Below are 23,355 nucleotides of genomic sequence, written 5' to 3' on the forward strand. Positions count from 1 at the left end.
ATGGGGGTCGGCATTTTCAACGTACGCCTCGTACATATGCGTGACCTGGATGGGGGCCAGTTTCGTTCGTTCTCCCCCACAGGGACGACGCGGTTTCCCGCGGATCTCACAGCGGTCGCTCCGGGCTGTTCGCCGCTGGCGAACGGGGGATCGCCGCATACCCGCCCGTGCGTTGTGAGTATCGAGGCAGCGGGTGTAACTTTGCAGTCTCCGCAAAATTTCTCTTGCCCCACACCGGTGTGACGTCCCGCGTGCCGGCCGTCCCCCACCCGACTCTCGACACGGAGATTGATGTCCAGTCAGACCATGGCGGCGAATGCCGCGCCCAAACCGATCATGTCGCATCGCGAGATCCTCTTCGTGATCTTCGGCCTGATGGCCGGCATGTTCCTCTCGGCCCTCGACCAGACCGTCGTCGGCACCGCCATCCGCACGATCGGCGACGACCTGCACGGCCTGAGCCAGCAGGCCTGGGTCACCACCGGCTACCTGATCCTCTCGACGATCTCCACGCCGATCTACGGCAAGCTCTCCGACATCTTCGGCCGGCGTCCGCTGTTCATCATCGCGATCGTCATCTTCATCGTCGGATCGATCCTCGCCTCCTTCTCGACCTCGATGCTCGAGCTCGCCGCCTTCCGCGCCATCCAGGGTCTCGGCGCCGGCGGTCTGATGTCGATGCCGCTGGCGATCATGGGCGACATGCTCGCCCCCCGCGAGCGCGCCAAGTACCAGGGCTACTTCCTCGCCGTCTTCGGCATCTCGAGCCTGATCGGCCCGCTGGTCGGCGGCCTGTTCGCCGGCGCGGACCAGATCCTCTGGATCGCCGGCTGGCGCTGGGTCTTCCTGATCAACGTGCCGATCGGCCTCGCCGCACTTGCGATGGTGCTGCGGTTCCTCCACCTGCCCAAGCGGTCCCGCGGCTCCGCCCGGATCGACTGGTGGGGTGCTGCGGGCGTCATCGTCGCCCTCGTGCCGCTGCTGCTGGTGGCCGAGCAGGGCCGCGAGTGGGGCTGGGACAGCCCGGCATCCATCGCCTGCTACGTGATCGGCGCGATCGGCATCGTCGCGTTCATCCTCATCGAGATCGCGATGAAGGACGACGCGCTCATCCCGATCAAGCTGTTCCGCTCGAGCACCTTCTCGATGGCGACGATCATCGGCGTCCTGGTCGGTTTCGGGATGTTCGGCGCCATGCTGACGCTGCCGCTCTACCTGCAGATCGTCCTGGGCTCCACCCCCACCGAGTCGGGCCTGCAGCTGCTGCCGATGATCCTCGGGCTGATGGTGTCGTCCATCGTGTCCGGCCAGATCATCGCGCGGACGGGCCACTACCGGCAGTTCCCGATCATCGGGACGGCGATGCTCGCCGGCGGGTTCTTCTACCTGACGTTCGTGAAGTACGACGACTCGTACTGGTTCATCGCGGGCGCGATGCTGCTCATCGGCCTGGGCCTCGGCCAGCTGATGCAGACGCTGACCATCGCCAGCCAGAACTCGGTCGGCCTGCGCGACATGGGTGTGGCGACCAGCGCATCGACGTTCTTCCGCCAGATCGGTGGAACGCTCGGCACGGCCGTGCTGCTCTCGCTGCTGTTCACGGTCTTCCCGACGAACATCAAGGCATCGCTGACGGACACCCCCACCCTGACCGCCGCGCTGGATGCGGCGTTCACGCCGTCGGTGGCGAGCGCTCCCGAGAACAAGCAGATCATGGAGCAGAGCTACACGAAGATCGTCGACGAGTCGACGAAGGCCGCGCAGTCCGCGCTCCAGGCGAACGTGACCAAGGCGCAGGATGCCGCCAAGGCGGCCGTCGCCGCGGGCGTCGCGTCGGGCGCCATCCCCGCGGCGGCGCAGCCGGCTGCCGAAGCGCAGGCGGTCGCGACCGCGAACGCGAAGGCGGGCGCGGCGATCGAGCAGCAGGCTCCGTACGCGAAGGTCGCGCCCGACGGCACCGTCACGCTCGACTTCTCGGACCCCGCCGCCCGGTCGCAGTTCGTGGACTCCATCGTCCCGAACATCCAGGACACGCTGAAGAAGCAGACCTCGTCGAGCGACAGCGCGGCGACCAACGACACGTCGTTCCTGAACGGCGCGGACCCGCGGCTCTCCAAGCCGTTCCTGGTGGGCTTCAACGCCTCGGCGGTGCAGGTCTACTGGGTCGCGATGTTCGTGGTGCTGATCGCGTTCATCCTGTCGCTGTTCTTCAAGACGCCGCCGCTGCGCGCCAAGTCGGCCCTGCAGGAGGCCGCGGACGACGCCGCGGCCGCGGACGCCGCGAAGGCGGCCGAGCGCGAGCCGGTCGGGGCGTACGCGTCGCTCTCGGAGGACGACGACGAGGAGTACGACACGGGCGTCCTCGCCACCCGCGCCGCGAACGAGTTCGGCGCCCTCGTCGAGCCCGGCGCTGACACTGCGTCGACCAGGGCCCAGCGGCCGCGGCCGGCGACCGACTGACACTCGCACGCAGAACGGCCGTCACCTCGCAGGAGGTGGCGGCCGTTTTCGCGTTTCCCGGAATGACGCGGATGAGAGCGCGACCACGAAGGACTTGACACGGCATGCCGAACCGTTCTACATTCTCTCCCAACGCGTGAGAGCGCTCTCACGCCTTCGCCATGAGAGCGCTCTCAGCGCGCACCAGGCGCACACAAGACACACGCACAAAGGAGTGAACCGTGAAGCTTTCACGACGCACCAGGATCGCCGCGGCCGTCGCCGGCGCAGCATCCTTCGCCCTCATCGCAGCCGGATGCTCATCGAGCGGAGGCAGCGGATCGAGCTCGGACCCCGTCACGCTGACCGTCACCACGTTCGGCACGATGGGCTTCGACAAGCTCTACTCGCAGTACGAGAAGGAGCACCCCGGCATCAAGATCAAGGCCACCAACATCGACACCGGCGACAACGCGCTCACCGACTGGCAGACCAAGCAGGCGGCCGGAAGCGGCCTCCCGGACGTCCAGGCCGTCGAAGAGGGCTGGCTCAGCAAGGTCATGCAGGTCTCCGACCAGTTCAACGACCTGAAGGACTACGGCGCGAACGACATCAAGGACCGCTGGGTCGACTGGAAGCTGAAGCAGGCCACCGACAAGAGCGGCCGCATCATCGGCTACGGCACCGACATCGGACCGGAGGGCCTCTGCTACAACGGCAAGCTCTTCGCCGCGGCCGGCCTGCCCAGCGACCGCGAGTCCGTCGCCAAGCTGTTCGGCGGCGAGAACGCCACCTGGGATGACTTCTTCACGGTCGGCGAGCAGTACCACGCCGCCACCGGCAAGCCCTGGTACGACCAGTCCGGCTTCATCTGGAACGCCATGGTGAACCAGCAGGAGGAGGGCTACTACACGAAGGACGGCAAGCTCAACATCGAGGACAACAGCGACCTCAAGGCGCTGTGGTCGAAGCTCGCTGCGGGCGCTGCGGCCGGTCTCTCCTCCAACCAGACCCAGTGGGACTGGGGCAAGGGCAAGGCCTTCACCGACGGCTCCTTCGCCACGTTCGTCTGCCCGGGCTGGATGCTCGGCGTCGTGCAGGGCCAGGTCAAGGCCGGCGGCGGAGACGCCACCAGCGGCTGGGACTTCGCCAACGTGTTCCCGGGCGGTGCGGCCAACTGGGGCGGATCGTTCCTGACCGTCCCGAAGCAGTCGAAGCACCCGAAGGAGGCCGCGGCCCTCGCGGCGTGGCTGACCACCGCCAAGTCGCAGGTGCAGACCTTCCAGGCCGCCGGGACCTTCCCGTCGGTGACCGCCGCCCAGACCGACGCGGGCGTCACGGGTGAGAGCGACCTGACGAAGTTCTTCAACAACGCGCCCATCGGCCAGATCCTCGGGGAGCGCGCCAAGGGCGTCGTCGCGCAGTACAAGGGACCGGACGACTCCGTCATCCAGTCGCAGGTCTTCGGGCCGTCCGTCCAGGAGCTCGACTCCGGCAAGGCGAACGGCGACCAGGCGTGGAGCAACGCCATGAAGCTGCTCAACCAGCTGGTCGTCAACAAGTAACCCGAAACCACACGAGGGCCCCCGCCGCCGCACCGGCGGCGGGGGCCCGCACCACGGGGAGAACCGCCATGACCACCACCGCCACCACCACCCGGGACGACGCCGGCGCCGCCGCTCCCGCCGCCCCACCGCGCCGCGGCCGCTCTCCGCGCGCCGACCTCAGCTTCCGGCAGCGCCTCAGCCGCTTCGACGTGAAGGCGTCGCCGTACTTCTACATCGCGCCCTTCTTCATCCTCTTCGGCCTGGTCGGGCTCTTCCCGCTCGTCTACACGTTCGTCGTCTCGCTCAACAACTGGAACCTGCTCACCGGGCCAGGCGAATGGGTCGGCTTCAAGAACTACGCGGCGGAGCTGAGCGACCCGTTCTTCTGGAACTCGCTGTTCAACACGGTCAGCATCTTCCTGCTCTCCGCCATCCCGCAGCTCATCGCCGCCGTGTTCATCGCGGCGATCCTCGACCAGAACATCCGCGCCAAGACCTTCTGGCGGATGAGCGTGCTGCTCCCCTACGTCGTCACCCCGGTCGCGGTGACCCTCATCTTCTCGAGCGCGTTCGACGAGAAGTACGGCCTGATCAACAACATGCTGCAGGCCATCGGCCTCGACCCGGTGATGTGGAAGACGCAGACCTTCCCGTCGCACGTCGCCATCGCCTCCATGGTGAACTGGCGCTGGACGGGCTACAACGCGCTCATCCTGCTGGCCGCAATGCAGGCGGTCCCCCGCGACATCCACGAGTCGGCCGCGCTCGACGGCGCCGGGTCGTTCCGCCGCTTCTTCTCCATCACGCTGCCGAGCATCCGCCCGACGATGATCTTCGTCATCATCACGGCCACCATCGGCGGACTGCAGATCTTCACGGAGCCGAAGCTGTTCAACCCGTCGAGCGCCGTCCCCGGCGGGCCCCAGCGGCAGTACCAGACCACCGTCCTCTACCTCTGGGACATGGCGTTCAACCGCCAGAACTTCGGCAAGGCCTCCGCGATCGCGTGGCTGCTGTTCCTCCTGATCGTCCTGTTCGGGGTGCTCAACTTCCTGATCTCGCGCCGGATCGCCTCCACGGAGAACCGGCTGCATCGGAGACGGACCGCCAGACGACTGCAGGCCTCGCGCACCCTGGCCGCAGCGAGCGAGGAGAAGAACCTGTGACCGCCACCGCCCGCGACACCCGCGCCACCCGCCCCGTCGCCGGGACCCGACCCGGACGGGCCCCCAAGCGCAAGGCGCTCGGCATCGACCGCCGGCCCGGATTCCTCACCTACGGGATCCTGCTCGCCCTGTTCATCGGCGGCGCCTACCCTCTGTGGTGGTCGTTCGTCGCCGGCTCCAGCGACAGCACGGTGCTCACCTCGACCTGGCCGCCCCTGCTGCCCGGCGGACAGTTCTGGACCAACGTCGGCGAAGTGCTGAACACCGTGCCGTTCTGGCTGGCGCTCGGCAACTCGATCATCGTCGCGTCGGTCATCACCCTGTCGGTCGTCGGATTCTCGACACTCGCCGGGTACGCGTTCGCCAAGCTGCGCTTCCGCGGCAGGGAGGGCCTGATGGTCTTCGTGGTCGGGACGCTGGCCGTGCCGACCCAGCTGGGCATCATCCCGCTGTTCATGGTGATGAAGCAGTTCGGCTGGACGGGCACCCTCGGCGCGGTCATCGTGCCGACCCTGGTGACGGCGTTCGGCGTGTTCTTCATGCGGCAGTACCTGGTCGATGTGATCCCGGAGGAGCTCATCGAGGCGGCCCGCGTGGACGGCGCGAACATGATCCGCACCTTCTGGCACGTCGGCGTGCCGGCCGCCCGGCCCGCGATGGCCATCCTCGGCCTGTTCACCTTCATGACCGCGTGGACGGACTACCTCTGGCCGCTGCTCGTCGCGCCGCAGAACCCGACGCTGCAGGTGGCACTCAGCCAGCTGCAGTCGGCGAAGTACGTCGACTACTCGATCGTGCTCGCCGGAGCCGTGCTCGCCACCATCCCCCTGCTGATCCTCTTCGTGCTCGCCGGCCGGCAGCTGGTCTCCGGCATCATGGCGGGCGCGGTGAAAGGTTGAGAATGAACCGCACCTGGCCCGACGGCTTCCTCTGGGGGTCGGCCACCGCCGCCGCCCAGATCGAGGGCGCCGCCCACGAGGACGGCAAGGAGGACTCCATCTGGGATGCCTTCGCCCGCGTTCCCCTGGCGATCGCCGGCGGCGACACCCCGGAGGTGGCGGTCGACCACTATCACCGGATGCCGCAGGACGTGGCGCTCATGGCCTCCCTGGGGTTGCAGTCCTACCGGTTCTCGACGTCCTGGGCGCGGGTGAAGCCGGGCGACCGCGCGGTCAACCCGGCCGGGCTCGCGTTCTACGACCGGCTGGTCGACGAGCTGCTCGGCGCCGGCATCCTGCCGTGGCTGACGCTGTACCACTGGGATCTGCCGCAGGCGCTCGAGGAGAAGGGCGGCTGGGCGACGCGCGACACCGCGTACCGGTTCCGCGACTACGCCGTCGCCGTGTACGACGCGCTCGGCGACCGGGTCGACCACTGGACGACGTTCAACGAGCCGCTGTGCTCCTCCCTGATCGGGTACGCGGGCGGAGAGCACGCCCCGGGCAGGCGAGAGCCGCGCGCCGGGCTCGCAGCACTGCACCACCAGCACCTCGCTCACGGGCTCGCCGCGTCGGCCATCCGCTCCCGCGCCGGGGAGCGCGGGAAGGCCGAAGAGCTGAAGCTCGGCATCACGCTCAACCTGACGACGGCCGTGCCGAACGACCCCGCCGACCCGGTGGACCGCGAGGCGGCACGGCGCATCGACGGCCTCTGGAACCGGATGTACCTCGAACCGCTGCTGCTCGGCTCCTACCCGGCCGACGTGCTGGAGGACGTGCGCGAGCACCGGTTCGAGGAGCTCGTGCACGACGGCGACCTGGCCACGATCGCCCAGCCGCTCGACTTCCTCGGCGTGAACCACTACCACGACGACAATGTGAGCGGGCATCCGCTCGGCCCGGACGAGCCCGCGCCGGTCGTTCCCACACCGCGGCCGACCTCGTCGCCGTTCGTGGGCAGCGAGTACGTGACCTTCCCGTCGCGGCACCTGCCGACGACGGCGATGGGCTGGGAGGTCAACCCGGACGGGCTGTGCGCACTGCTGGTGCGCCTCACCCGCGACTACCCGACCCTCCCGCCGCTCTACATCACCGAGAACGGCGCCGCGTACGAGGACGTCGTGTCCGCCGACGGCCGCGTGCACGACAGCGAGCGCGAGGCGTACATCCTTGCGCACATCGACGCGGTCGGCCGGGCCATCGACGAGGGCGCCGACGTGCGCGGGTACTTCGTCTGGTCGCTGCTCGACAATTTCGAGTGGGCGTGGGGCTACGCCAAGCGGTTCGGCATCGTGCGCGTCGACTACGAGACGCAGGAGCGCACGGTCAAGGACTCGGGGCGCGCGTTCGCTCAGGTCATCGCGGCAGCGCGCGCGGAGGGCGCAGCGGAGGAGGTCGCCGCGTCGCGCGTCTAGCATGGACGCGAGCGACGAGGAGACCCGATGACGACGGAGCAGATCACGGGCGGGGCGGTGCCGACCCTGGAGGCGGTGGCCGCGCGGGCCGGCGTGTCACGCGCGACCGTCTCGCGCGTCGTCAACGGGTCGCCCAAGGTGACGGCCGAGGTCGTCGCCGCGGTGGAGCGCGCGATCGCGGATCTCAACTACGTGCCCAACCGCGCCGCCCGCTCGCTGGCGTCGCGGCGGACGCAGGTGGTCGCGCTGGTCGTGCCGGAGTCGACGGCCAAGGTGTTCGCCGACCCGTTCTTCGCCTCCATCGTCCAGGGCGTCGCGCTCAGCCTCGCCGACACGGAGTACACGCTCAACATGGTCATCTCGTCGGAGACCACCCCCGACAAGACCCGGCGCTACCTGATGGGCGGCAACGTCGACGGAGCGCTCGTGGTCTCGCACCACTCGGGCGACCACTCCTACGCGCAGCTGGGCGCCTCCCTCCCGCTCGTCTTCGGCGGACGCCCGGTCAGCGAGACCGAGCACCTGTCGTACTACGTGGACGTCGACAATGTCGCGGGCGCGCAGGTCGCCACCCAGCACCTCATCGACCGCGGGCGCCGCAACATCGCCCTCATCACCGGCCCGCAGGACATGCCGGCCGGCCTCGACCGGTATACCGGCTGGAAGCGCGCGATGGATGCGGCCGGCCTCGATGCGACGCTGGTAGCGTACGGCGACTTCTCGCCCGCGTCGGGGTCCGAGGCGATGCGGCGGCTGCTCGCGGAGGGCCGCCCGATCGACGGCCTGTTCGCCGCGAACGACCAGATGGCGGCCGGGGCGTACTCGGCGATCCACGAAGCGGGGCTCAGCATCCCGGGCGACATCGCGGTGGTCGGGTACGACGACGACAGCTTCGGCCTCATGTCGACGCCCCCGCTGACGACGGTGCACCAGCCGTCCATCGCGCTCGGCGAGACCATGGCCCGCGTGCTGGTCCGGCGCCTCGCGGGCGAGCACGTCGACCGCGTCACCCTCCTCCCCACCGAGCTCGTCATCCGCCAGAGCACCTGACGCGCCTCCGCCGGCGAGGCGTGAGTCGTCGTCCCCATCTGCGCCGAGTTGCGACATCATGTCGCACCTCGGCGGGGGTTGCGACATGATGTCGCACCTCGGGGAGGCTGTGCGGACTCGACGGTGGGGGGAGGGGATGCGGAGGGGGCGGAGCGGGCGTACGGTCGCGGCATGCCCACCTACACTGCGAAGCGGCCGCTCGACGGCGACGCCGACGAGTACTTCGACTACGTCTCCGACCCGGAGAACCTGCCCGCCTACTTCCCGCGGATGACCGAGGCGCACGAGCTGCCCGACGGCAAAGTGGAGACGACGGCCCACGTCGACGCCGACCACGACGGCACCGACGAGACCGTCACCTCCGAAGCGAACTTCGACGTCGATCACGCCGCCCGCGAGGTGCGCTGGTCTGCTCCCGGACCGCACGACTACCACGGCGCCCTGCGCCTCACCGACGACGGCGTCGAGCTCACCATCCACACCACGCAGGAGTTCGACGGGATGCAGCAGGCGCTCGACGGGTCGCTCCAGAAGATCGCCGAGAACCTGCGCGAGAAGGCCTGACCGACCACGCGCCATGTTCGACGGGTTCGAGATCGACGACATCGACGTCGGCGAGCGCACGGACGGCGCGACCGGCCGCCGACACGCGGGCCCGCGCGCGACCCGCCTCAGGCCAGCCGGCGGTACAGGCGGTTGCCCAGGGCGGCGAGCACGAACCCCGTCGCCACGATCGCCGCGACGCCGCCCGCGTAGGCGATGAACAGGTGCTGGGTGCCGGACTGCGCCGAGAAGTAGGTCACCATCAGCGCGATGACCGAGCCGGCCGCGCAGACCGAGCCGATCCAGACCAGCGGCCACAGCTTGCTCCGCACCGGAGGCTCGGCACCCGGCAGGCGCAGCCAGGAGAGCACGATCCCGGCGAGGCAGCCCCAGAACGCGACCACCAGCATCCCGGCCACCACATCGCTCGGCCGGTGCCACTGCTCCACGAGAGTGGATGCGCCGGCAGCGATCGCGAAGACCGATCCGACGACCGCTGCCACCGGACGGAGGCGCGGCGACGCGACCAGGAAGACGACCAGGGCCGCAGAGGCGGCGACCGCGGTGTGCCCGGAGGGGAGCGAGTTGGACAGGCCGACATCCACGCCCTTCTCGGGCCGCGACAGGATGGTGTACTTCAGCACCTGCGTGCTCACGTTCGCCCCGATGGCCGCACCGACGGCGACCGCGAAGACCAGCCAGTTGCGCCGGACCAGCACGATCGCGATGGCCGCGACGGCCCCGATCACCACCGATGCGACCGGCAGCGCATTGAGGAACGTGTGCGCGAACTCGATCACGTCGCCCTTCCAGGCGTCCGCCCCGGCGAACGCGCGCTCATCGATCACCTGGCCGATATAGCTCTGCACGAACACCACGTAGACGGCGACGAACGAGCCGGCGGAGACGAGCGCACCCCAGAGGAAGGGGAGGGTGCGGAGGCTCGATCGCATAGTGCATCCACCCTTCCACACACGACTCTGAGATTTCCGGACGAACGCCGAGGATCGGGAGGATGCGCTCAGCCGACGAAGCGGACGCCGGGTTCGCAGGCCGCCAACCGGTCACGCATGACCGCGACGGCCGCCGGGTTGCTGTCGACCAGGAGGAACCGCCTCCCGAGAGCCGACGCCACGGCGCCGGTCGTGCCGCTTCCCGCGAAGAAGTCGAGCACCCAGTCCCCCTCGCGGCTCGACGCCTGCACGATGCGCCGCAGCACGCCCTCCGGCTTCTGCGTCGGGTAGCCGGTCTTCTCGCGGCCCGTCGGCGACACGATGGTGTGCCACCAGACGTCGGTGGGGAGCTTGCCGAGCTGCGCCTTCTCGGGAGTGACCAGGCCGGGGGCCATGTACGGCTCGCGCTCGACCGCGGCGGAGTCGAAGTGGTACGCCGACGGGTCCTTCACGTAGACGAGGATCGTGTCGTGCTTGGCCGGCCAGCGGTTCTTCGGCTTCGCACCGTAGTCGTAGGCCCAGATGATCTCGTTGAGGAAGGACTCCCGGCCGAACAGCGCATCCAGCAGCACCTTGGCGTAGTGCGACTCGCGGTAGTCGAGGTGGAGGTACAGCGTTCCGTCGTCGGCGAGCACCCGCCAGGCCTCGATGAGCCGTGGCTCCAGGAAGCCCCAATAGTCCTCGAAGCGGTCGTCGTAGCTGAGCAGGTCGCCTTTGATGCGCTCGTAGCTGCGGCCCTTGAAGCCGATCACGCTGCCCGCGCCGCCCTCGGATCGCACCGAGGTGAGGGTCTGCCGCGCCTGCGGCCGCCCGGTGTTGAACGGCGGGTCGAGGTAGATCAGGCGGAACGACGCGTCCGGGAGGTCGGCCACCACCGCGAGGTTGTCTCCCTGAACGACGGTGCTGGGCGCATCCGGATGCCACAGCGGCGGGACTGCGGGAGCGGGCTGCGACATGCGACCATTCTCGCAGCGGAGAGAATGGACTGTGCACAACCTCGGCCTCCTCTTCGACGTCGACGGGCCCCTCGCGAGTCCCGTCACCCGTACCATCGCCATCCGCAGCATCGTCACCGATCTGGTCGCGATGGCGGCAGCGGGCGTCCCGATCGCGTTCATCACCGGGCGATCCGGCGACTTCATCCGCAACCAGGTGGTGACGCCGCTGTGCGACGCCGGCCTGGGCGACGCGCTCGACCAGCAGGGGGCGCGGATGTTCGGCGTGTTCGAGAAGGGCGGCGCGTGGGCGCCGATCACGGGCGAGGGGATGGGCGAGGTCACCGTGGACGAGACCGTCGCCTTCTCGCCGGAGGCCGTCGACGCGGTCCGCCGCCTGGTGCGCGACCGCTTCGCCGACACCATGTTCTTCGACGAGACCAAGCGCGCGATGATCTCCGTCGAGCAGCGCACGGACGTGGATGCCGACACCTACGCCGAGGCGCAGTCGCGCTTCCAGGACGCCGCCTTCGACGCGCTGACCGGCCTCGGAGTCGGCCTGCGCTACGGCGACCGGGTGGCGCCGGACGCCGACGGCGCCGTGCCCTACCGGATCGACCCGACGATCATCTCGACGGACATCGAGTCGGTGCTGCTCGACAAGGACCGCGGTGCGCAGCGCGCCTTCGACTACTTCGCGGCGCGCGGGCCGCTCCCCCGCCGCTGGCGCTCGGTCGGCGACTCGCGCAGCGACTACAAGATGGCGGACTTCGTCCACGACGCGGGATACGACGTGGCGCACGTGGACGTGCGGCCCGCCGACGGCGTGCTCGACCGGCCGTACCAGGTGATCACGATCGGCGACGCCATCCACGACGATGCGGGCGCCGAGTTCCTGGCCCACTGGCGGCGCGAGCTCGGCCTCGATTGAGCGCCGCGCCCCTTCCGGCCGCCTCCCCTCCGGCTTCTCGAACGAAGGAGACGAGCCGAGTTCCCGGTGCGGATGTCCTCCGTTTCCGTACTCTCGCGGCGCGTCGAGCATCCATCGCCTCCGTTTCGCACGGCCTGCGACCGCAGCGATCTGGGTACGGAAACGGAGGCGAAGCGGGGATGGGATGGGTGATTCGGCCAGAAACGGAGGGGCTGGCGGCCGAAACGGCCGGAAACTCCTCCGTTTACGCCAGCGCGCGGCAAGGGAGGAGAAGCGGCGACGGGAGGTGCGCGCGTCAGGCGAGCTCGCGGCCGCGGTTGCGGCGGCGGATCTCGCGCGGGGCGCGGCCTCCCAGGAACGAGCGGGCCGGGTCGACCGTGAAGCCCTGGCGCAGCGCCTCGCGCCCGACCAGCATCCGGAAGCCCATCTGGTCGCGGTTGGTCAGCGTCGTCTCCGCTGTGACCGGCCGGCCTCCGAGCACGACGTCGAGCAGCACGACGATCCGCTCCTCCGTGTGACCGGACGAACTGCGCACCACGCGGCGGTCGTGCACCGGGCACTCGGCGGCGACCGCATCCCGGTCGGAGTCCTGCCACGGCTGCACCCGGAATCGCACGCGGTCGCCCGGCAGCTCCTCGATGTCGAAGGCGTGCAGGGACGAGCTGCGGGCTCCGGTGTCGACCTTCACCTTGATCCACGGCACGCCGATACCGGGAAGGCTCACCCACTCACGCCAGCCGACCATGTCGGTGGTTGGATGGAGGTCGGTCATTTCCCCATCTTCGCAGGAGCAGCCCCGTGAAACTCGCCATCCTCTCGCGCGCCCCGCACGCGTACTCGACGCAGCGGCTGCGCTCGGCGGCCGAGAACCGCGGTCACACGGTCAAGGTGCTCAACACGCTGCGGTTCGCGATCGACCTCTCCGGCGACGAACCGGACCTGCAGTACCGCGGCCGGCTGCTGTCCGACTACGACGCGATCCTGCCGCGCATCGGCAACTCGATCACCTACTACGGCACTGCCGTTGTGCGGCAGTTCGAGCAGATGGATGTGTACACGCCCAACACGGCGAACGGCATCACGAACTCGCGCGACAAGCTGCGGGCGACGCAGATCCTCTCGCGCCACAACATCGGGATGCCGCGCACGGCGTTCGTGAACAGCCGCGCGGACGTGCGCATGGCGATCGAGCGCGTCGGGGGTGCGCCGGTGGTCATCAAGCTGCTCGAGGGCACGCAGGGCATCGGGGTCATCCTGGCGCCGGAGGCGAAGATCGCCGAGTCGATCATCGAGACCCTCCACTCGACGAAGCAGAACGTGCTCATCCAGAGCTTCATCGCCGAGAGCCGCGGGCGCGACATCCGCGCGCTCGTCGTCGGCGACCGCGTGGTCGCCGCGATGCGGCGCGTGGCGAGCGGCGACGAGTTCCGGTCCAACGTCCACCGCGGCGGCACCGTCGAGAAGGTCGCACTGACCCCGGAGTTCGAGGAGGCCGCCGTCCGATCGGCGCAGATCATGGGACTGCGGGTCGCCGGCGTCGACATGCTCGAGGGCAAGGACGGCCCGCTGGTCATGGAGGTCAACTCCTCGCCGGGCCTCGAGGGGATCGAGCGGGCGACCGGGCTGGATGTGGCCGGGGCGATCATCGACTTCATCGACAACCAGGTGGCGTTCCCCGAGATCGACGTCCGTCAGCGCCTCACCGTCTCGACCGGCTACGGCGTCGCCGAACTGCTCGTGCACACCAACGCGGACCTCGTCGGCAAGACGCTCCGCGACTCCGGCCTCGGCGACCGCGACATCTCGGTGCTCACCCTGCACCGGGGCGCGTCCGTCATCCCGAACCCGCGGAGCGGCGTCGTTCTGGAGGCCGGCGACCGGCTGCTGTGCTTCGGCCGCCTCGAGGAGATGCGGTCGATGATCCCGGACCGCCGCAAGCGCCGCGCCAAGGTGCGGAAGCTGCCGAAGGAGGCGCAGGAGGCGCTGACCGAGAGCGAGAGCGGAACCGCAACCGGGACGGAGTGAGCCGCCGCGTCGGCGTCAGGCCTGCTCCGCGGTCGTCCGGGCACGGACGTGCGCGCGCTCTCCCTGCGCGCCGAACAGCGAGAGCAGCTCGACCGCCCCGCCGGTCTCTGTCCCGAACCAGTGCGGCACCCGCGTGTCGAATTCGGCCGCCTCGCCGGGCTCCAGCACGACCTCCTCGTCGCCGAGCTTCAGGCGGAGGCGGCCGCTGAGCACGTAGAGCCACTCGTAGCCGTCGTGCGTCCGCTGCCGCGGAACCGTGCGGGCGCCGGCCGGGATGACGATCTTGAAGGCCTGCAGCCCCGCGGCCTGCCGCGACAGCGGCAGCATCGTCATCCCGTCGCGCCGGATGGGCCGCGCGCGCACGCGCGGGTCGGCGGCCGGAGCCCGGACCAGCTCGTCGAGGGTCGTGCCGTAGACCCGCGCGAGGGGGAGCAGCAGCTCGAGCGTCGCCCGGCGTCGCCCGGACTCCAGGCGGCTGAGCGTGCTGGCCGAGATCCCGGTCGCCTCCTCGACCTCGGCGAGGGTGAGGCCGCGATCGTTGCGCAGGCGACGCAGGCGCACTCCGGCGGCCGCGATGGCGTCTTCCGTGTCCATCGCCCCAGTTTGCCACTTCGGCAAGAAGAGTTGCCGATTCGGGGACATAGCGTCGACACTGGCGGCATGACGGACCACTGGGGACAGCAGGACGAGACGACGGACGCCGTGGTGATCGGCGGCGGCGCGGCGGGGCTCAACGGCGCGCTGATGCTGGCGCGCTCGCGACGGGACGTGCTCGTGATCGACGCGGGCTCGCCGCGCAACGCTCCCGCCGATGGCGTCCACGGACTCCTCGGCCGGGAAGGGATGCCGCCGGCCGAACTGCTGCGGACGGGGCGGGACGAGGTGCGACGCTACGGCGGCCGCATCCTCGACGGCGAAGTGACGGACGCGGTGCGTGCGGGCGACGGATTCGTCGTCACCCTGAACGACGGCCGCACGATCGGGGCCCGTCGCCTGCTCGTGGCGACGGGGCTGCGGGACGTGCTCCCCGACATCCCCGGTCTCGCCGATCGCTGGGGACGTGACCTCGTGCACTGCCCGTACTGCCACGGCTGGGAGGTGCGCGACCGCGCCATCGGCGTCGTCGCGACCGGCGACGGCTCCGTCCATCAGGCGCTGCTGTTCCGGCAGCTCTCGGACGACGTCGTGTACCTGGCGAACGGTCACGAGCCCGACGACGCGGCCCTGGCCCGCTTCGACGCGCTGGGCATCCCCGTGGTCGCCGGACGCGTCGCCGCGGTCGAGACGGCCGACGACCGCATCACGGGCGTCCGGCTCGACGACGGCGCCGTCGTCGCCCGCGACGTGCTCGCCGTCGCGTCGCGGATGGAGGCGCGCACGCAGGGACTCGCCTCCCTGGGCCTTCGCAGCGTCGAGCTTCCCGGCGGGATGGGCACCAGCATCCAGGCGGACGAGTTCGGGCGCACGGGCGTGCCCGGCGTCTGGGCGGCAGGCAACGTCGCCGATGCCAAAGCGCAGGTCGGCGCAGCCGCGGCCGCCGGCGCACTGGCCGGCGCCCAGATCAACGCGGAGCTCGTGATGGAGGACGCCGACCGCGCCGTGACGCTCAGACGATCGGCCGCTGCGGAGGCGCCGGCGGGTCGCTGACCGCCGGGTCGCTGACCGCGGGGTCGCTGACGGCCGGCTGCCCGACGGCCGAATGCGCGACCGCCCTGGCACGTTCGGCACGCCGGTAGTGCCGCAGCACGAGCCAGAGCGTGAGGATGCCGCCGGCCGCCACCACGATCAGCACGACGATGTAGAGGATGCCGGCCAGCGCGGTCACGGCCGATGCGGTCTGAGCGCTGAGACCGCCCGCGGTGGTGAGCTCCTCGATCGCCCGGCCGTTCGCGAGGAGGGCGATCACGGCGGCCAGGTCGCTCGCCGAGTCCCACAGCCCGTGCAGGACGGCGACGCCCACGTAGGTCACCACGATCCAGATCGAGAACCGGAAGCGGTCGCGGCCGCGCGCGGCGCCGAACAGCACAGCGCCGAGCACCGCCGTCCAGAGCACGTGCCCGACGGGGGCGAGGATGGCGCGCAGCACCTCGGTCTCCAGCAGGGAGACGAGGTCGATTCCGCGCGCCGTGATCGCGGCGTTGAATGCGTATCCGGCCGACTCGAAGGCGGCGAAGCCCGCACCGACCGTCGCACCGAGCAGCGCGCCCGAAGATGCCGCCGATGAAGAACGCGAGCACGAGCTGCAGCGAGCTGACGCTGCCGCTGACGCGTTCGATGGCGAACAGGACGACGCAGAACGGGACGAGGAAGCTCCCGAGCAGAATGAGCGTCGGGATCAGGTTGGTGTTGCCCGTCACGATCGTGACGACGATCGTCAGGATACACAGGGCGAGGCCCGTGAGCAGCGTCTTCCACCACCAGCCGTGATGGTGGTGCGGGTGCGGTGCGGCCGCCGGGCCGCCCGTCCACGTCTGTGCTGTCATCCGACTCCCCTTCGCTCGATGCCGCGCCCACCGCCGACCGTGCGATCATCCTCCCACCGCGGCGGGCGCGCCCGGTCAGGCGAGCGAACGGAAGCGCGCGACGCCCTCGGCGAGCAGCTCGCGGAGGTCGAGACCGCCGTCGGAGGCGATCCAGCGCTCGAACGCGAGCCGGAACGCCGCCATCGCGGCCTCGGCGGCGATGGCCGCCTCCTCCGGCTCGAAGCCGCGCGCCGTGAGCGCGGTCGCGGAGGCGGACGCCACCGTCGCGAGCTTGAGCAGCTCGCGCTCCTGCAGGCTCGCATTGGCCGCGATGACGGCCGCGCGCCGACGTGCGAACGTCGGGTCGGGATTGCCTGCGATGAAGGCCGCCGCGGCATCCATCCCGGCGGCGGCGACGGCGAACGCGGTCGAGCCGTCCGGCTGGGCGGCGATGGCATCCAGCACCGTCTCCTGGAACGCGGCCGAGCCGGCGAACAGCACCTCGCGCTTGTCGGCGAAGTGGCGGAAGAAGGTGCGCTCGGTCACGCCCGCGCGCGCGGCGATGTCGGCCACCGTCGTCTGCTCGTATCCCGGGTCGAGGTAGAGCTCCAGCGCGGCGCGCCCGAGACGGCCTCGTGCGTCCGGCTCCCAGCGTCCCATAGGACCAGTGTAGTGATGACAGTTGCTGACATGAGTGCTACGCTGACGTCAGTCTCTGACATCGTCGGCCGTTCGACCGGCAGAGACGTACGAAAGGAGCACATCATGCGGGTATTCATCACGGGAGGATCGGGGTGGATCGGGTCGGCCGTCGTCCCGGAACTCCTCGCCGCTGGGCACGAGGTCCACGGGCTGGCCCGATCGGACGAGTCCGCCGCCCGGCTCCGCGCCGCCGGCGTCGAGCCGATCGTCGGCGGGCTGGGCGACCGGGAGGTGCTGCGCGCCTCCGCCGCCGCGTCCGACGCCGTGATCCACCTGGGCTACAACCACGACTTCGGCGACCAGGCCGGCGCCGGCCGCACCGAACGCGGCGCCATCGAGACCTTCGGCGACGCCCTCGCCGGCACCGGCGCTCCGCTGCTCTTCGCCTCTGGTGTCGCCTTCGTCGCGCCCGGCCAGGTCGCCACCGAGGAGGTCCTCGCGCCGTTCGCCGGGCCGGAGGCCCCGCGCGGCGGCGCGGAGGAGCTGGCGTTCGGGTTCGTCGACCGCGGCATCCACCCGGTCGCCGTGCGCTTCGCTCCGACCGTGCACGGCGCTGGCGACCACGGGTTCATCGCCGAGCTGGTGCGCGTCGCCCGCGAGAAGGGCGTCTCCGGCTACGTCGGAGACGGTGCCGGCCACTGGCCCGCCGTGTACCGCGGGGATGCGGCCCGCCTGGTGGCCCGTGCCCTCGAGAACGCGTCCGCCGCGACCATCGTGCACGCGGTGGGAGAGCAGGGCGTGCGCACCCGCGACATCGCCGAGGCGATCGGCGCAGGGCTCGGGCTGCCCGTCGCCTCGATCGACCCCGACGATGTCGGAGAGCACTTCGGCTGGATCGGGCGGATCTTCGCCCTCGACCTCCAGGCCTCCAACGAGCTCACCCGGCGCCGCTTCGACTGGGAGCCGACGGGCCCGACCCTCCTCGAAGACCTGGCCGCCGGCTCCTACTTCGCCCGCGCCGCCGCCTGACCCCCGCCCGCGAGGTGCTCGCGGGAGCGAGCGCCTCAGGGGGTCGCGGACGGAGGCGGAGGGGTGGACGGCGCCGGAGGGGTGGACGGCGCCGGAGCCGACGATGCCGGCGGCGCGGTGGTGCTCGGGTTCACCAGCACGTCGTCGAACGTCGCCTTCTCCGCCGCCGACCGCTGGTCCCATCCGGGACGTCTGGCCGCATAGAAGATCAGCGGGGGAACGCCCAGCAGGATGACGATCGCCGCGACCAGGGCCGGGTACGCCCATCCCGGTGCGCCCGCCGCGAAGCCCGAGGGCGGCACGAAGCCGAGGGCGAACGCCGCGAGGCAGGCGAGGAAGCCGATCGTCGCGATCAGGCCCATCGCTGGAGTGCGGTAGGTGCGCGTGACGCCGGGCTGGGTTCGGCGGAGCCGCATGGCCGCCGCGAACATCATCATGTACATGATCAGGTAGAGCGCCGCCGCCATGTCGACCAGCAGGATGAACGCCGTGTTGATGTTGGGGACGAAGATGAACAGCGCGGCGAGCAGGGTGACCACGATCCCCTGCACGTTCAGGATGCCGACCTGCACGCCCGCCTTGTTGCGGCGCTGCAGGAACGGCGGCAGGTAGCCCGAGCGGGCAGCGGCGAGCAGGCCGCGCGACGGCCCGGCGATCCAGGTGACCACCGAGGCGAACGCCCCGAGCGCGATCAGCAGGGAGATCAGCGGGGTCGCCCAGGCCATCCCCCAGGTGTCGAAGTAGGTCTGGAACGCCAGGTTGATGCCGGTGGTGAGCCCGAGCTCGGACGACGGCACCGCGACCGCGATTGCGACGGTCGGGAAGATGAAGATCCCGAGGATGAGGATCGATGCGATGAGCACCGTCTTCGGGTACCCCTTCCCGGGGCTCTTCAAATCGTTCGCGTGGACGGCGTTGACCTCCATGCCCGCGTAGGCCAGCACGTTCGACACGATCAGCACGATCGAGGCGATGCCGGTGAACGGCGGGATGATCGCCGACGCCTCGAGCGGCGTCTGGCTGGGCTGGCCCGACCCGAGCCAGATCGCGCCGAACACGATCAGCAGGAGGCCAGGGAAGATCGTTCCCGCCAGGCCCGACCACGATCCGACCTTCGCGAAGAGGTTGCCGCCGCGCAGCGTGATGAACGTCGAGAACCAGTAGATGACGAGGATCACGATGGCGGTGTAGAGGCCGGAGTTCGCCAGGTTCGGGTCGAGGAACACGAACGCCAGCGACGCTGCGATGAACGCGATCTGCGTCGGATACCAGACGACGTTCTGCACCCATTGCAGCCAGATCGCCTGGAACCCCCAGCGCTCGCCGAAGGCCATCCGCACCCAGGTGAAGACGCCGCCCTTCCAGCCGGTGGCGAGTTCCGCCGCGACGAGCGCCACCGGGATCAGGAAGAAGATCGCCGGGATGATGAACAGCGTCACCGAGCCCAGGCCGTACCCGGCCATGGCGGGGAGGCTGCGCAGGGAGGCGACGGCGACGACGGTGAGCATGGCCAGCTGGGTGATGCTCATGAACTTGGTCGCCGTCGTCCCTGGCGACCCGATCGCCGGCTTGTGCGCCACCGAGGCGAAGGGGTGCGGCTTGACGTGATCGGGCCCGGGCGCCGGCGTGCCGTCGGCTCGGGTGTGCCCCGAGGTCGCCTTCTTGGGCTCGCTGGTTGCAGTCATGGTCTTCTCCCGCTCATCTGGGGGCGCTCTGCGCCGGGTCTCGTTCGCCGGTCCGGCGGTCAGTGGGTGAAGGAGGCCGTCTGGCCCTCCGTCGGCATCGGGCCCTCGAGCTGATCGAGGTACTCGACGGCCTCGCGGATGTCGCCGATCAGCGACTCCGCCAGGTTGCGGCTCAATCCGTTGCGGACGACGATGCGCTGCACGGTCAGGTCGCTGAGGTCGTCGGGCATCGGATAGGCGGGGATCAGCCATCCCTTCAGGCGCAGCCGCTCCGAGAGGTGGTACAGGTTCCAGTTCTCGGTGTGGCCCTTCTTCAGCTGCCACGCGAAGACGGGGATGTCGGAGCCGTCGTTCCACAGCTCGAACGCGGGCATCGTGGCGATCTCCCCGGAGAGGTAGAGCGCCACATCCTGCGACGCCTTCTGCACGCGGTAGTAGCCGTCGAAGCCGAGCCGCAGGAACAGGTAGTACTGCAGCAGCACCTGGGCGCCCGGCCGCGAGAAGTTCAGCGCGAAGGTCGGCATGTGGCCGCCGAGGTACGTGACGTCGAACACGAGGTCGGCCGGCAGATCCTCGACGGTGCGCCAGACCACCCAGCCGAGCCCCGGGTACACCAGGCCGTACTTGTGTGCGGATGTGCTGATCGAGACGACCCGGTCGACGCGGAAGTCCCACGACAGCTCGGGCTGAAGGAAGGGCGCGATCATGCCGCCGGAGGCACCATCCACGTGGATCTTGATGTCGAGTCCCGTGTCGGCCTGGATGCGGTCGAGGGCCTCGGAGATCTGCGCGACCGGTTCGTACATCCCGGTGTAGGTGACGCCCATGATGGCGACGACGCCGATGGTGTTCTCGTCGACGTACTTCTCGAGCTCGTAGCCGTCGAGGACTTTGTGGTCGAGGCTGATCGGCACGTAGCGGGCCTCGACATCCCAGTAGTTGCAGAACTTCTCCCAGCACACCTGGACGGCGCTGGAGAGCACGAGGTTGGGCTTGTCGGTGGGCTTGCCCTCAGCCCTCCTGGCCTGCTGCCAGCGCCGCTTCAGCGCCAGGCCGCCGAGCATGCACGCTTCGGAGGAGCCGATGGTGGAGGTGCCGATGGCCTTCTCGGGGTCCGGCGCGTTCCACAGACCGGCGATCATCTTCCAGCAGCGCGTCTCGATCGCGGCGGTCTGCGGGTACTCGTCCTTGTCGATCATGTTCTTGTCGGCCGACTCCGAGTACAGCCGCGCGGCGTGGTCGTCCATCCAGGTCCCGACGAAGGTGGCCAGGTTGAGCCGCGCGTTGCCGTCGAGCATCGACTCGTCGTGGACGATCTGGTAGGCGGTCTCCGGCAGCGATTCGTTGTCGGGGATGCGGTCCACCGGCAGATCGGTGTCCTCGCCCGGGCGGGCGAAGATGGGGTTGAGCTGGGTGCGGTCGCTGATCCCCGTGTAGGCGGTCGTCGGCAGGTGCGAGGCCGCCGCCCGCTTCTTCGACTCTGACATGGTCATTCGCTTCACTCCTCGGACGGCGCGGGCACCGGCTCGCGCAGTGGACGTTCGCTTCTCCGTCGTCCGGCCGATCGGTCCCCGACCGGGCCGGACAGCGTCACCGTAACGATGCCGCGTTTCGGCGCGCTAGACAGTTCTCGCGGCTTTCCGCCGCAGAAGCTCCGCGAAGCGGCGTCAGGAGTCGGGCGTCGGGCGCCTGGCGTCAGGCGCCGGAGCGCTTGAGCGTGCCGATGGTGGAGCCGCTGCCGTCGAGGACGGTCATCGTGTCGCCGGAGACGTTCCCTGTCGCGGCCTTGCCCAGCCAGGTGTCGACGTTCTCGCACGCCATGAGCGTTGCGGCGATGGGCCCGAAGGTGATCTCGTCGCCGTCGATCTGGCCCTTGCCCGAGAGGGTGTTGCAGCCGTCGGAGCCGGCGAAGGTGCCGTCGTTCTGGATGTCGAGGTTGGGCTGGCCCGCCGAGGTGGAGCCCCATCGGCCCACCACCGCCTGGCCGCTCGGGGTGCCGGCGCAGCCGGCGAGCAGCAGGACCGCGGCCGCGACCGCGGTCAGGCGGTGCATCCGTCGCTGGCGCAGCATGATCCCTCCCCGGCTTCTGGCCGCCAGAGTAGCGCCGGAGCCGCGGTGGGCGACAGGGGGAATCGATCCTCAGTCGGCCGGGGCGAGCACCTCGTCGACGATGGCGAGCAGTTCGGGCCGGGCGAGGATGCGGAAGTGGCCCCCGACGTCCAGCTCGATGTTGCGGGCGCCCTCCAGCCGGCTGCCGGCGGGGACGTGCGGGTCGAACCAGCCCCAGACGGAGACGATCTGCGCGTTCACCGCCCGGTTGAGCGCGAGCCTCAGCACGCCGGGGGACGACGGCATGAGGGCCCGGACGCTCGAGACCGGGATGAATCGGGCGAGCGACGAACCGCCGAACGGTGTGGCCACGGCGACGGTGGTGCGGATGCGCGGCCCGGAGTCCGGCATCCCCATCAGGTACTTGGCGATCAGGCCGCCCTTGCTGTGCGCGACGATCACGACGTCCGTGAGGTCGTGATCGTCGAGGTGGCGCTGCACGAGCGCCGCCGCCTGCGGCACCGAGATGCGGTTGTCCTCGAGGGCGGTGACGACGTGCACGGGGTGGCCGGAGGCGTGGATGTGCTGGGCGAGCGGGCGGAGGAAGCGCCACGTCTCGAAGATGCCCGGGATGAGCACCACCGGCGCACGGTGTCCCTCGCCGGCCACGAGCCCGTCGGGCGTGCTGCGGTCGAACGCGGCGCGCAGCTGGTGACGCCCGGCGTAGAGCCAGTCCAGCGCGAGTACGCCGGCGCGGCGCAGCAGCGTGCGTCTCATCGAGGGACCCGCACGAGCCGGGTGATCAGGGCGGCAGTCCGCCAGGGGGCGCGGTGCATCACCACGTGGGCGGCCGCCGGGATGCGGGCGGCCTCCCCGCCGGTGCGTCGTGCGAGCTCGGAGACCCAGTGGTCGCGCGCGATCGGGTCGCGCGCGCCGCGAACGACCACGGTCGGCACCTGGGCGTGCTCCAGCTCCTCCTCGATGCGGTACTCCAGCATGGCGGGCAGCGTAGCGAGATACCAGGCGAGTCCGCAGTGCAGGTAGTCGCCGACGACGATGCGGTTGGCGCGGCGGTCCTCCCGCAGGGTGTCGAACGCGAGGAGGGCGCCGGCCCTCAGCGGATTGCGGTCCTGCGGGGCCATCACCGGATCGAGCAGTGCGAGCGTCTGGACGAGGTCGGGCCGGCGGGCGGCCAGGCAGACCGCGACCTGGGCCCCCATCGAATGGCCGACCACGATCGCGTCCGCGATTCGGGCATCGTCGAGCAGCGCCGCCACGGAGTCGGCGAAGTCGGCCATGGCGAGCGGGTGGCCCGGCCGGAACGGCTTCGCCTTCCCGAACCCCGGCAGGTCGATGGCGACGACCCTCCCTTCCCCGGTGAGCGCCGGCACCAGCCGCTCGAAGTACCGCGAGCTGACCCCGATCCCGTGCACCAGCAGGAAGACGGGACCATCGCCTCCGGTGTCGACGGTGACGACGGAGCGCGGCGCGGTCGGAGCGGGGGCGGGGCGGTCGTCGATCACGTCCCCACGCTACCCGCGTGCCT

Annotated in this window: 23 protein-coding genes; 12 read left to right on the top strand and 11 right to left on the bottom strand. The window is 70.2% G+C overall.

The window, feature by feature from the left end:
- Positions 1-336: 336 nt before the first annotated feature.
- The 7 genes from BJ963_RS13550 (at position 337) to BJ963_RS13580 (ending at position 9,119) form a co-directional block, all read left to right on the top strand.
- Positions 337-2,460: an MDR family MFS transporter gene (locus BJ963_RS13550; protein WP_425484729.1), complete on the top strand. Its 2,124-nt coding sequence runs from the start codon at positions 337-339 to the stop codon at positions 2,458-2,460.
- Positions 2,461-2,681: 221 nt separating this feature from the next.
- The gene (locus BJ963_RS13555; protein WP_179457185.1) at positions 2,682-4,004 is read left to right on the top strand and encodes an extracellular solute-binding protein; all 1,323 of its coding nucleotides are present in this window, start codon (positions 2,682-2,684) and stop codon (positions 4,002-4,004) included.
- 68 nt (positions 4,005-4,072) lie between these two features.
- Positions 4,073-5,152, top strand: coding sequence for a carbohydrate ABC transporter permease (locus BJ963_RS13560; RefSeq protein ID WP_179457186.1), 1,080 nt, complete (start codon positions 4,073-4,075; stop codon positions 5,150-5,152).
- Positions 5,149-6,051, top strand: coding sequence for a carbohydrate ABC transporter permease (locus BJ963_RS13565; RefSeq protein ID WP_089907032.1), 903 nt, complete (start codon positions 5,149-5,151; stop codon positions 6,049-6,051). Before BJ963_RS13560 ends, BJ963_RS13565 begins: the two co-directional genes overlap by 4 nt.
- A gap of 2 nt (positions 6,052-6,053) precedes the next feature.
- Entirely contained in the window at positions 6,054-7,505 is a 1,452-nt protein-coding gene (locus BJ963_RS13570) for a GH1 family beta-glucosidase (protein WP_179457187.1), read from the top strand.
- A 27-nt stretch (positions 7,506-7,532) separates the two neighbouring features.
- Positions 7,533-8,555, top strand: coding sequence for a LacI family DNA-binding transcriptional regulator (locus BJ963_RS13575; protein WP_089907028.1), 1,023 nt, complete (start codon positions 7,533-7,535; stop codon positions 8,553-8,555).
- A 171-nt stretch (positions 8,556-8,726) separates the two neighbouring features.
- Positions 8,727-9,119 carry an SRPBCC family protein gene (locus BJ963_RS13580; RefSeq protein ID WP_089916451.1) on the top strand — a complete coding sequence of 131 codons (393 nt, stop codon included), beginning with the start codon at positions 8,727-8,729 and terminating at the stop codon, positions 9,117-9,119.
- Positions 9,120-9,226: 107 nt separating this feature from the next.
- Here the strand turns inward: BJ963_RS13580 and BJ963_RS13585 are convergent, their stop codons facing one another.
- Both BJ963_RS13585 and BJ963_RS13590 read right to left on the bottom strand, forming a co-directional pair.
- A complete protein-coding gene (locus BJ963_RS13585) occupies positions 9,227-10,051 on the bottom strand; it encodes a phosphatase PAP2 family protein (RefSeq protein ID WP_179457188.1) in 825 nt (274 codons plus the stop codon).
- A 68-nt stretch (positions 10,052-10,119) separates the two neighbouring features.
- Positions 10,120-11,007: a DNA-methyltransferase gene (locus tag BJ963_RS13590; RefSeq protein WP_179457189.1), complete on the bottom strand. Its 888-nt coding sequence runs from the start codon at positions 11,005-11,007 to the stop codon at positions 10,120-10,122.
- A 31-nt stretch (positions 11,008-11,038) separates the two neighbouring features.
- On the opposite strand from BJ963_RS13590, the gene BJ963_RS13595 reads away from it, so the two are divergent.
- Positions 11,039-11,917, top strand: coding sequence for a hypothetical protein (locus BJ963_RS13595; protein WP_179457190.1), 879 nt, complete (start codon positions 11,039-11,041; stop codon positions 11,915-11,917).
- A gap of 295 nt (positions 11,918-12,212) precedes the next feature.
- On the opposite strand, the gene BJ963_RS13600 is transcribed toward BJ963_RS13595, so the two are convergent.
- Positions 12,213-12,689, bottom strand: a complete 477-nt coding sequence (locus tag BJ963_RS13600) for an ATP-dependent zinc protease family protein (protein ID WP_179457191.1) — start codon at positions 12,687-12,689, stop codon at positions 12,213-12,215.
- 26 nt (positions 12,690-12,715) lie between these two features.
- Here BJ963_RS13600 and rimK point away from each other — a divergent pair, with 26 nt between their 5' ends.
- Positions 12,716-13,942, top strand: coding sequence for a 30S ribosomal protein S6--L-glutamate ligase (gene rimK / locus BJ963_RS13605; RefSeq protein WP_089907017.1), 1,227 nt, complete (start codon positions 12,716-12,718; stop codon positions 13,940-13,942).
- Between the two features lie 15 nt (positions 13,943-13,957).
- Here rimK and BJ963_RS13610 read toward each other — a convergent pair whose 3' ends face one another.
- Entirely contained in the window at positions 13,958-14,536 is a 579-nt protein-coding gene (locus BJ963_RS13610; RefSeq protein WP_179457192.1) for a helix-turn-helix domain-containing protein, read from the bottom strand.
- A 66-nt stretch (positions 14,537-14,602) separates the two neighbouring features.
- On the opposite strand from BJ963_RS13610, the gene BJ963_RS13615 reads away from it, so the two are divergent.
- Positions 14,603-15,589, top strand: coding sequence for an NAD(P)/FAD-dependent oxidoreductase (locus BJ963_RS13615; RefSeq protein ID WP_179457193.1), 987 nt, complete (start codon positions 14,603-14,605; stop codon positions 15,587-15,589).
- Here BJ963_RS13615 and BJ963_RS19230 read toward each other — a convergent pair.
- The gene (locus BJ963_RS19230) at positions 15,549-16,142 is read right to left on the bottom strand and encodes a PrsW family glutamic-type intramembrane protease (RefSeq protein WP_246298313.1); all 594 of its coding nucleotides are present in this window, start codon (positions 16,140-16,142) and stop codon (positions 15,549-15,551) included. The two genes, BJ963_RS13615 and BJ963_RS19230, sit on opposite strands and share 41 nt — an antisense overlap.
- 20 nt (positions 16,143-16,162) lie before the next feature.
- On the opposite strand from BJ963_RS19230, the gene BJ963_RS19235 reads away from it, so the two are divergent.
- Complete coding sequence (locus BJ963_RS19235) at positions 16,163-16,369, top strand: hypothetical protein (protein WP_246298064.1); 207 nt, start codon at positions 16,163-16,165, stop codon at positions 16,367-16,369.
- A 131-nt stretch (positions 16,370-16,500) separates the two neighbouring features.
- On the opposite strand, the gene BJ963_RS13625 is transcribed toward BJ963_RS19235, so the two are convergent.
- The gene (locus BJ963_RS13625) at positions 16,501-17,064 is read right to left on the bottom strand and encodes a TetR/AcrR family transcriptional regulator (protein ID WP_179457194.1); all 564 of its coding nucleotides are present in this window, start codon (positions 17,062-17,064) and stop codon (positions 16,501-16,503) included.
- A 105-nt stretch (positions 17,065-17,169) separates the two neighbouring features.
- Here BJ963_RS13625 and BJ963_RS13630 point away from each other — a divergent pair, with 105 nt between their 5' ends.
- Positions 17,170-18,075 carry an SDR family oxidoreductase gene (locus BJ963_RS13630; RefSeq protein WP_179457195.1) on the top strand — a complete coding sequence of 302 codons (906 nt, stop codon included), beginning with the start codon at positions 17,170-17,172 and terminating at the stop codon, positions 18,073-18,075.
- 35 nt (positions 18,076-18,110) lie between these two features.
- On the opposite strand, the gene gadC is transcribed toward BJ963_RS13630, so the two are convergent.
- The 5 genes from gadC to BJ963_RS13655 form a co-directional block, all read right to left on the bottom strand.
- On the bottom strand, positions 18,111-19,760 hold the full coding sequence (gene gadC, locus BJ963_RS13635; protein WP_179457196.1) for a glutamate/gamma-aminobutyrate antiporter GadC: 1,650 nt from the start codon (positions 19,758-19,760) through the stop codon (positions 18,111-18,113).
- Positions 19,761-19,819: 59 nt separating this feature from the next.
- Positions 19,820-21,253, bottom strand: a complete 1,434-nt coding sequence (gene gad, locus BJ963_RS13640) for a glutamate decarboxylase (RefSeq protein ID WP_246298065.1) — start codon at positions 21,251-21,253, stop codon at positions 19,820-19,822.
- A 202-nt stretch (positions 21,254-21,455) separates the two neighbouring features.
- A complete protein-coding gene (locus BJ963_RS13645; protein WP_246298066.1) occupies positions 21,456-21,830 on the bottom strand; it encodes an META domain-containing protein in 375 nt (124 codons plus the stop codon).
- Positions 21,831-21,899: 69 nt separating this feature from the next.
- Positions 21,900-22,586: an esterase/lipase family protein gene (locus BJ963_RS13650; protein WP_179457197.1), complete on the bottom strand. Its 687-nt coding sequence runs from the start codon at positions 22,584-22,586 to the stop codon at positions 21,900-21,902.
- Complete coding sequence (locus BJ963_RS13655) at positions 22,583-23,332, bottom strand: alpha/beta fold hydrolase (protein WP_179457198.1); 750 nt, start codon at positions 23,330-23,332, stop codon at positions 22,583-22,585. The genes BJ963_RS13650 and BJ963_RS13655 overlap by 4 nt, the downstream gene beginning before the upstream one ends.
- Between the last annotated feature and the right edge of the window lie 23 nt (positions 23,333-23,355).

It is taken from the genome of Leifsonia soli (assembly GCF_013408745.1).
In the GTDB taxonomy this organism is placed as follows: Bacteria; Actinomycetota; Actinomycetes; order Actinomycetales; family Microbacteriaceae; genus Leifsonia; species Leifsonia soli.

Coding starts and splice junctions, on each gene's coding strand:
- BJ963_RS13625 (WP_179457194.1), bottom strand. CDS start 17,064: ATGGGACGCTGGGAGCCGGACGCACGAGGCCGTCTCGGGCGCGCCGCG.
- BJ963_RS13585 (WP_179457188.1), bottom strand. CDS start 10,051: ATGCGATCGAGCCTCCGCACCCTCCCCTTCCTCTGGGGTGCGCTCGTC.
- BJ963_RS13630 (WP_179457195.1), top strand. CDS start 17,170: ATGCGGGTATTCATCACGGGAGGATCGGGGTGGATCGGGTCGGCCGTC.
- BJ963_RS13580 (WP_089916451.1), top strand. CDS start 8,727: ATGCCCACCTACACTGCGAAGCGGCCGCTCGACGGCGACGCCGACGAG.
- BJ963_RS13590 (WP_179457189.1), bottom strand. CDS start 11,007: ATGTCGCAGCCCGCTCCCGCAGTCCCGCCGCTGTGGCATCCGGATGCG.
- BJ963_RS13560 (WP_179457186.1), top strand. CDS start 4,073: ATGACCACCACCGCCACCACCACCCGGGACGACGCCGGCGCCGCCGCT.
- BJ963_RS13610 (WP_179457192.1), bottom strand. CDS start 14,536: ATGGACACGGAAGACGCCATCGCGGCCGCCGGAGTGCGCCTGCGTCGC.
- BJ963_RS19235 (WP_246298064.1), top strand. CDS start 16,163: ATGAAGAACGCGAGCACGAGCTGCAGCGAGCTGACGCTGCCGCTGACG.
- BJ963_RS13650 (WP_179457197.1), bottom strand. CDS start 22,586: ATGAGACGCACGCTGCTGCGCCGCGCCGGCGTACTCGCGCTGGACTGG.
- BJ963_RS13600 (WP_179457191.1), bottom strand. CDS start 12,689: ATGACCGACCTCCATCCAACCACCGACATGGTCGGCTGGCGTGAGTGG.
- gad (WP_246298065.1), bottom strand. CDS start 21,253: ATGACCATGTCAGAGTCGAAGAAGCGGGCGGCGGCCTCGCACCTGCCG.
- BJ963_RS13615 (WP_179457193.1), top strand. CDS start 14,603: ATGACGGACCACTGGGGACAGCAGGACGAGACGACGGACGCCGTGGTG.
- gadC (WP_179457196.1), bottom strand. CDS start 19,760: ATGACTGCAACCAGCGAGCCCAAGAAGGCGACCTCGGGGCACACCCGA.
- BJ963_RS13575 (WP_089907028.1), top strand. CDS start 7,533: ATGACGACGGAGCAGATCACGGGCGGGGCGGTGCCGACCCTGGAGGCG.
- BJ963_RS13550 (WP_425484729.1), top strand. CDS start 337: ATGTCGCATCGCGAGATCCTCTTCGTGATCTTCGGCCTGATGGCCGGC.
- BJ963_RS13570 (WP_179457187.1), top strand. CDS start 6,054: ATGAACCGCACCTGGCCCGACGGCTTCCTCTGGGGGTCGGCCACCGCC.
- BJ963_RS13645 (WP_246298066.1), bottom strand. CDS start 21,830: ATGCTGCGCCAGCGACGGATGCACCGCCTGACCGCGGTCGCGGCCGCG.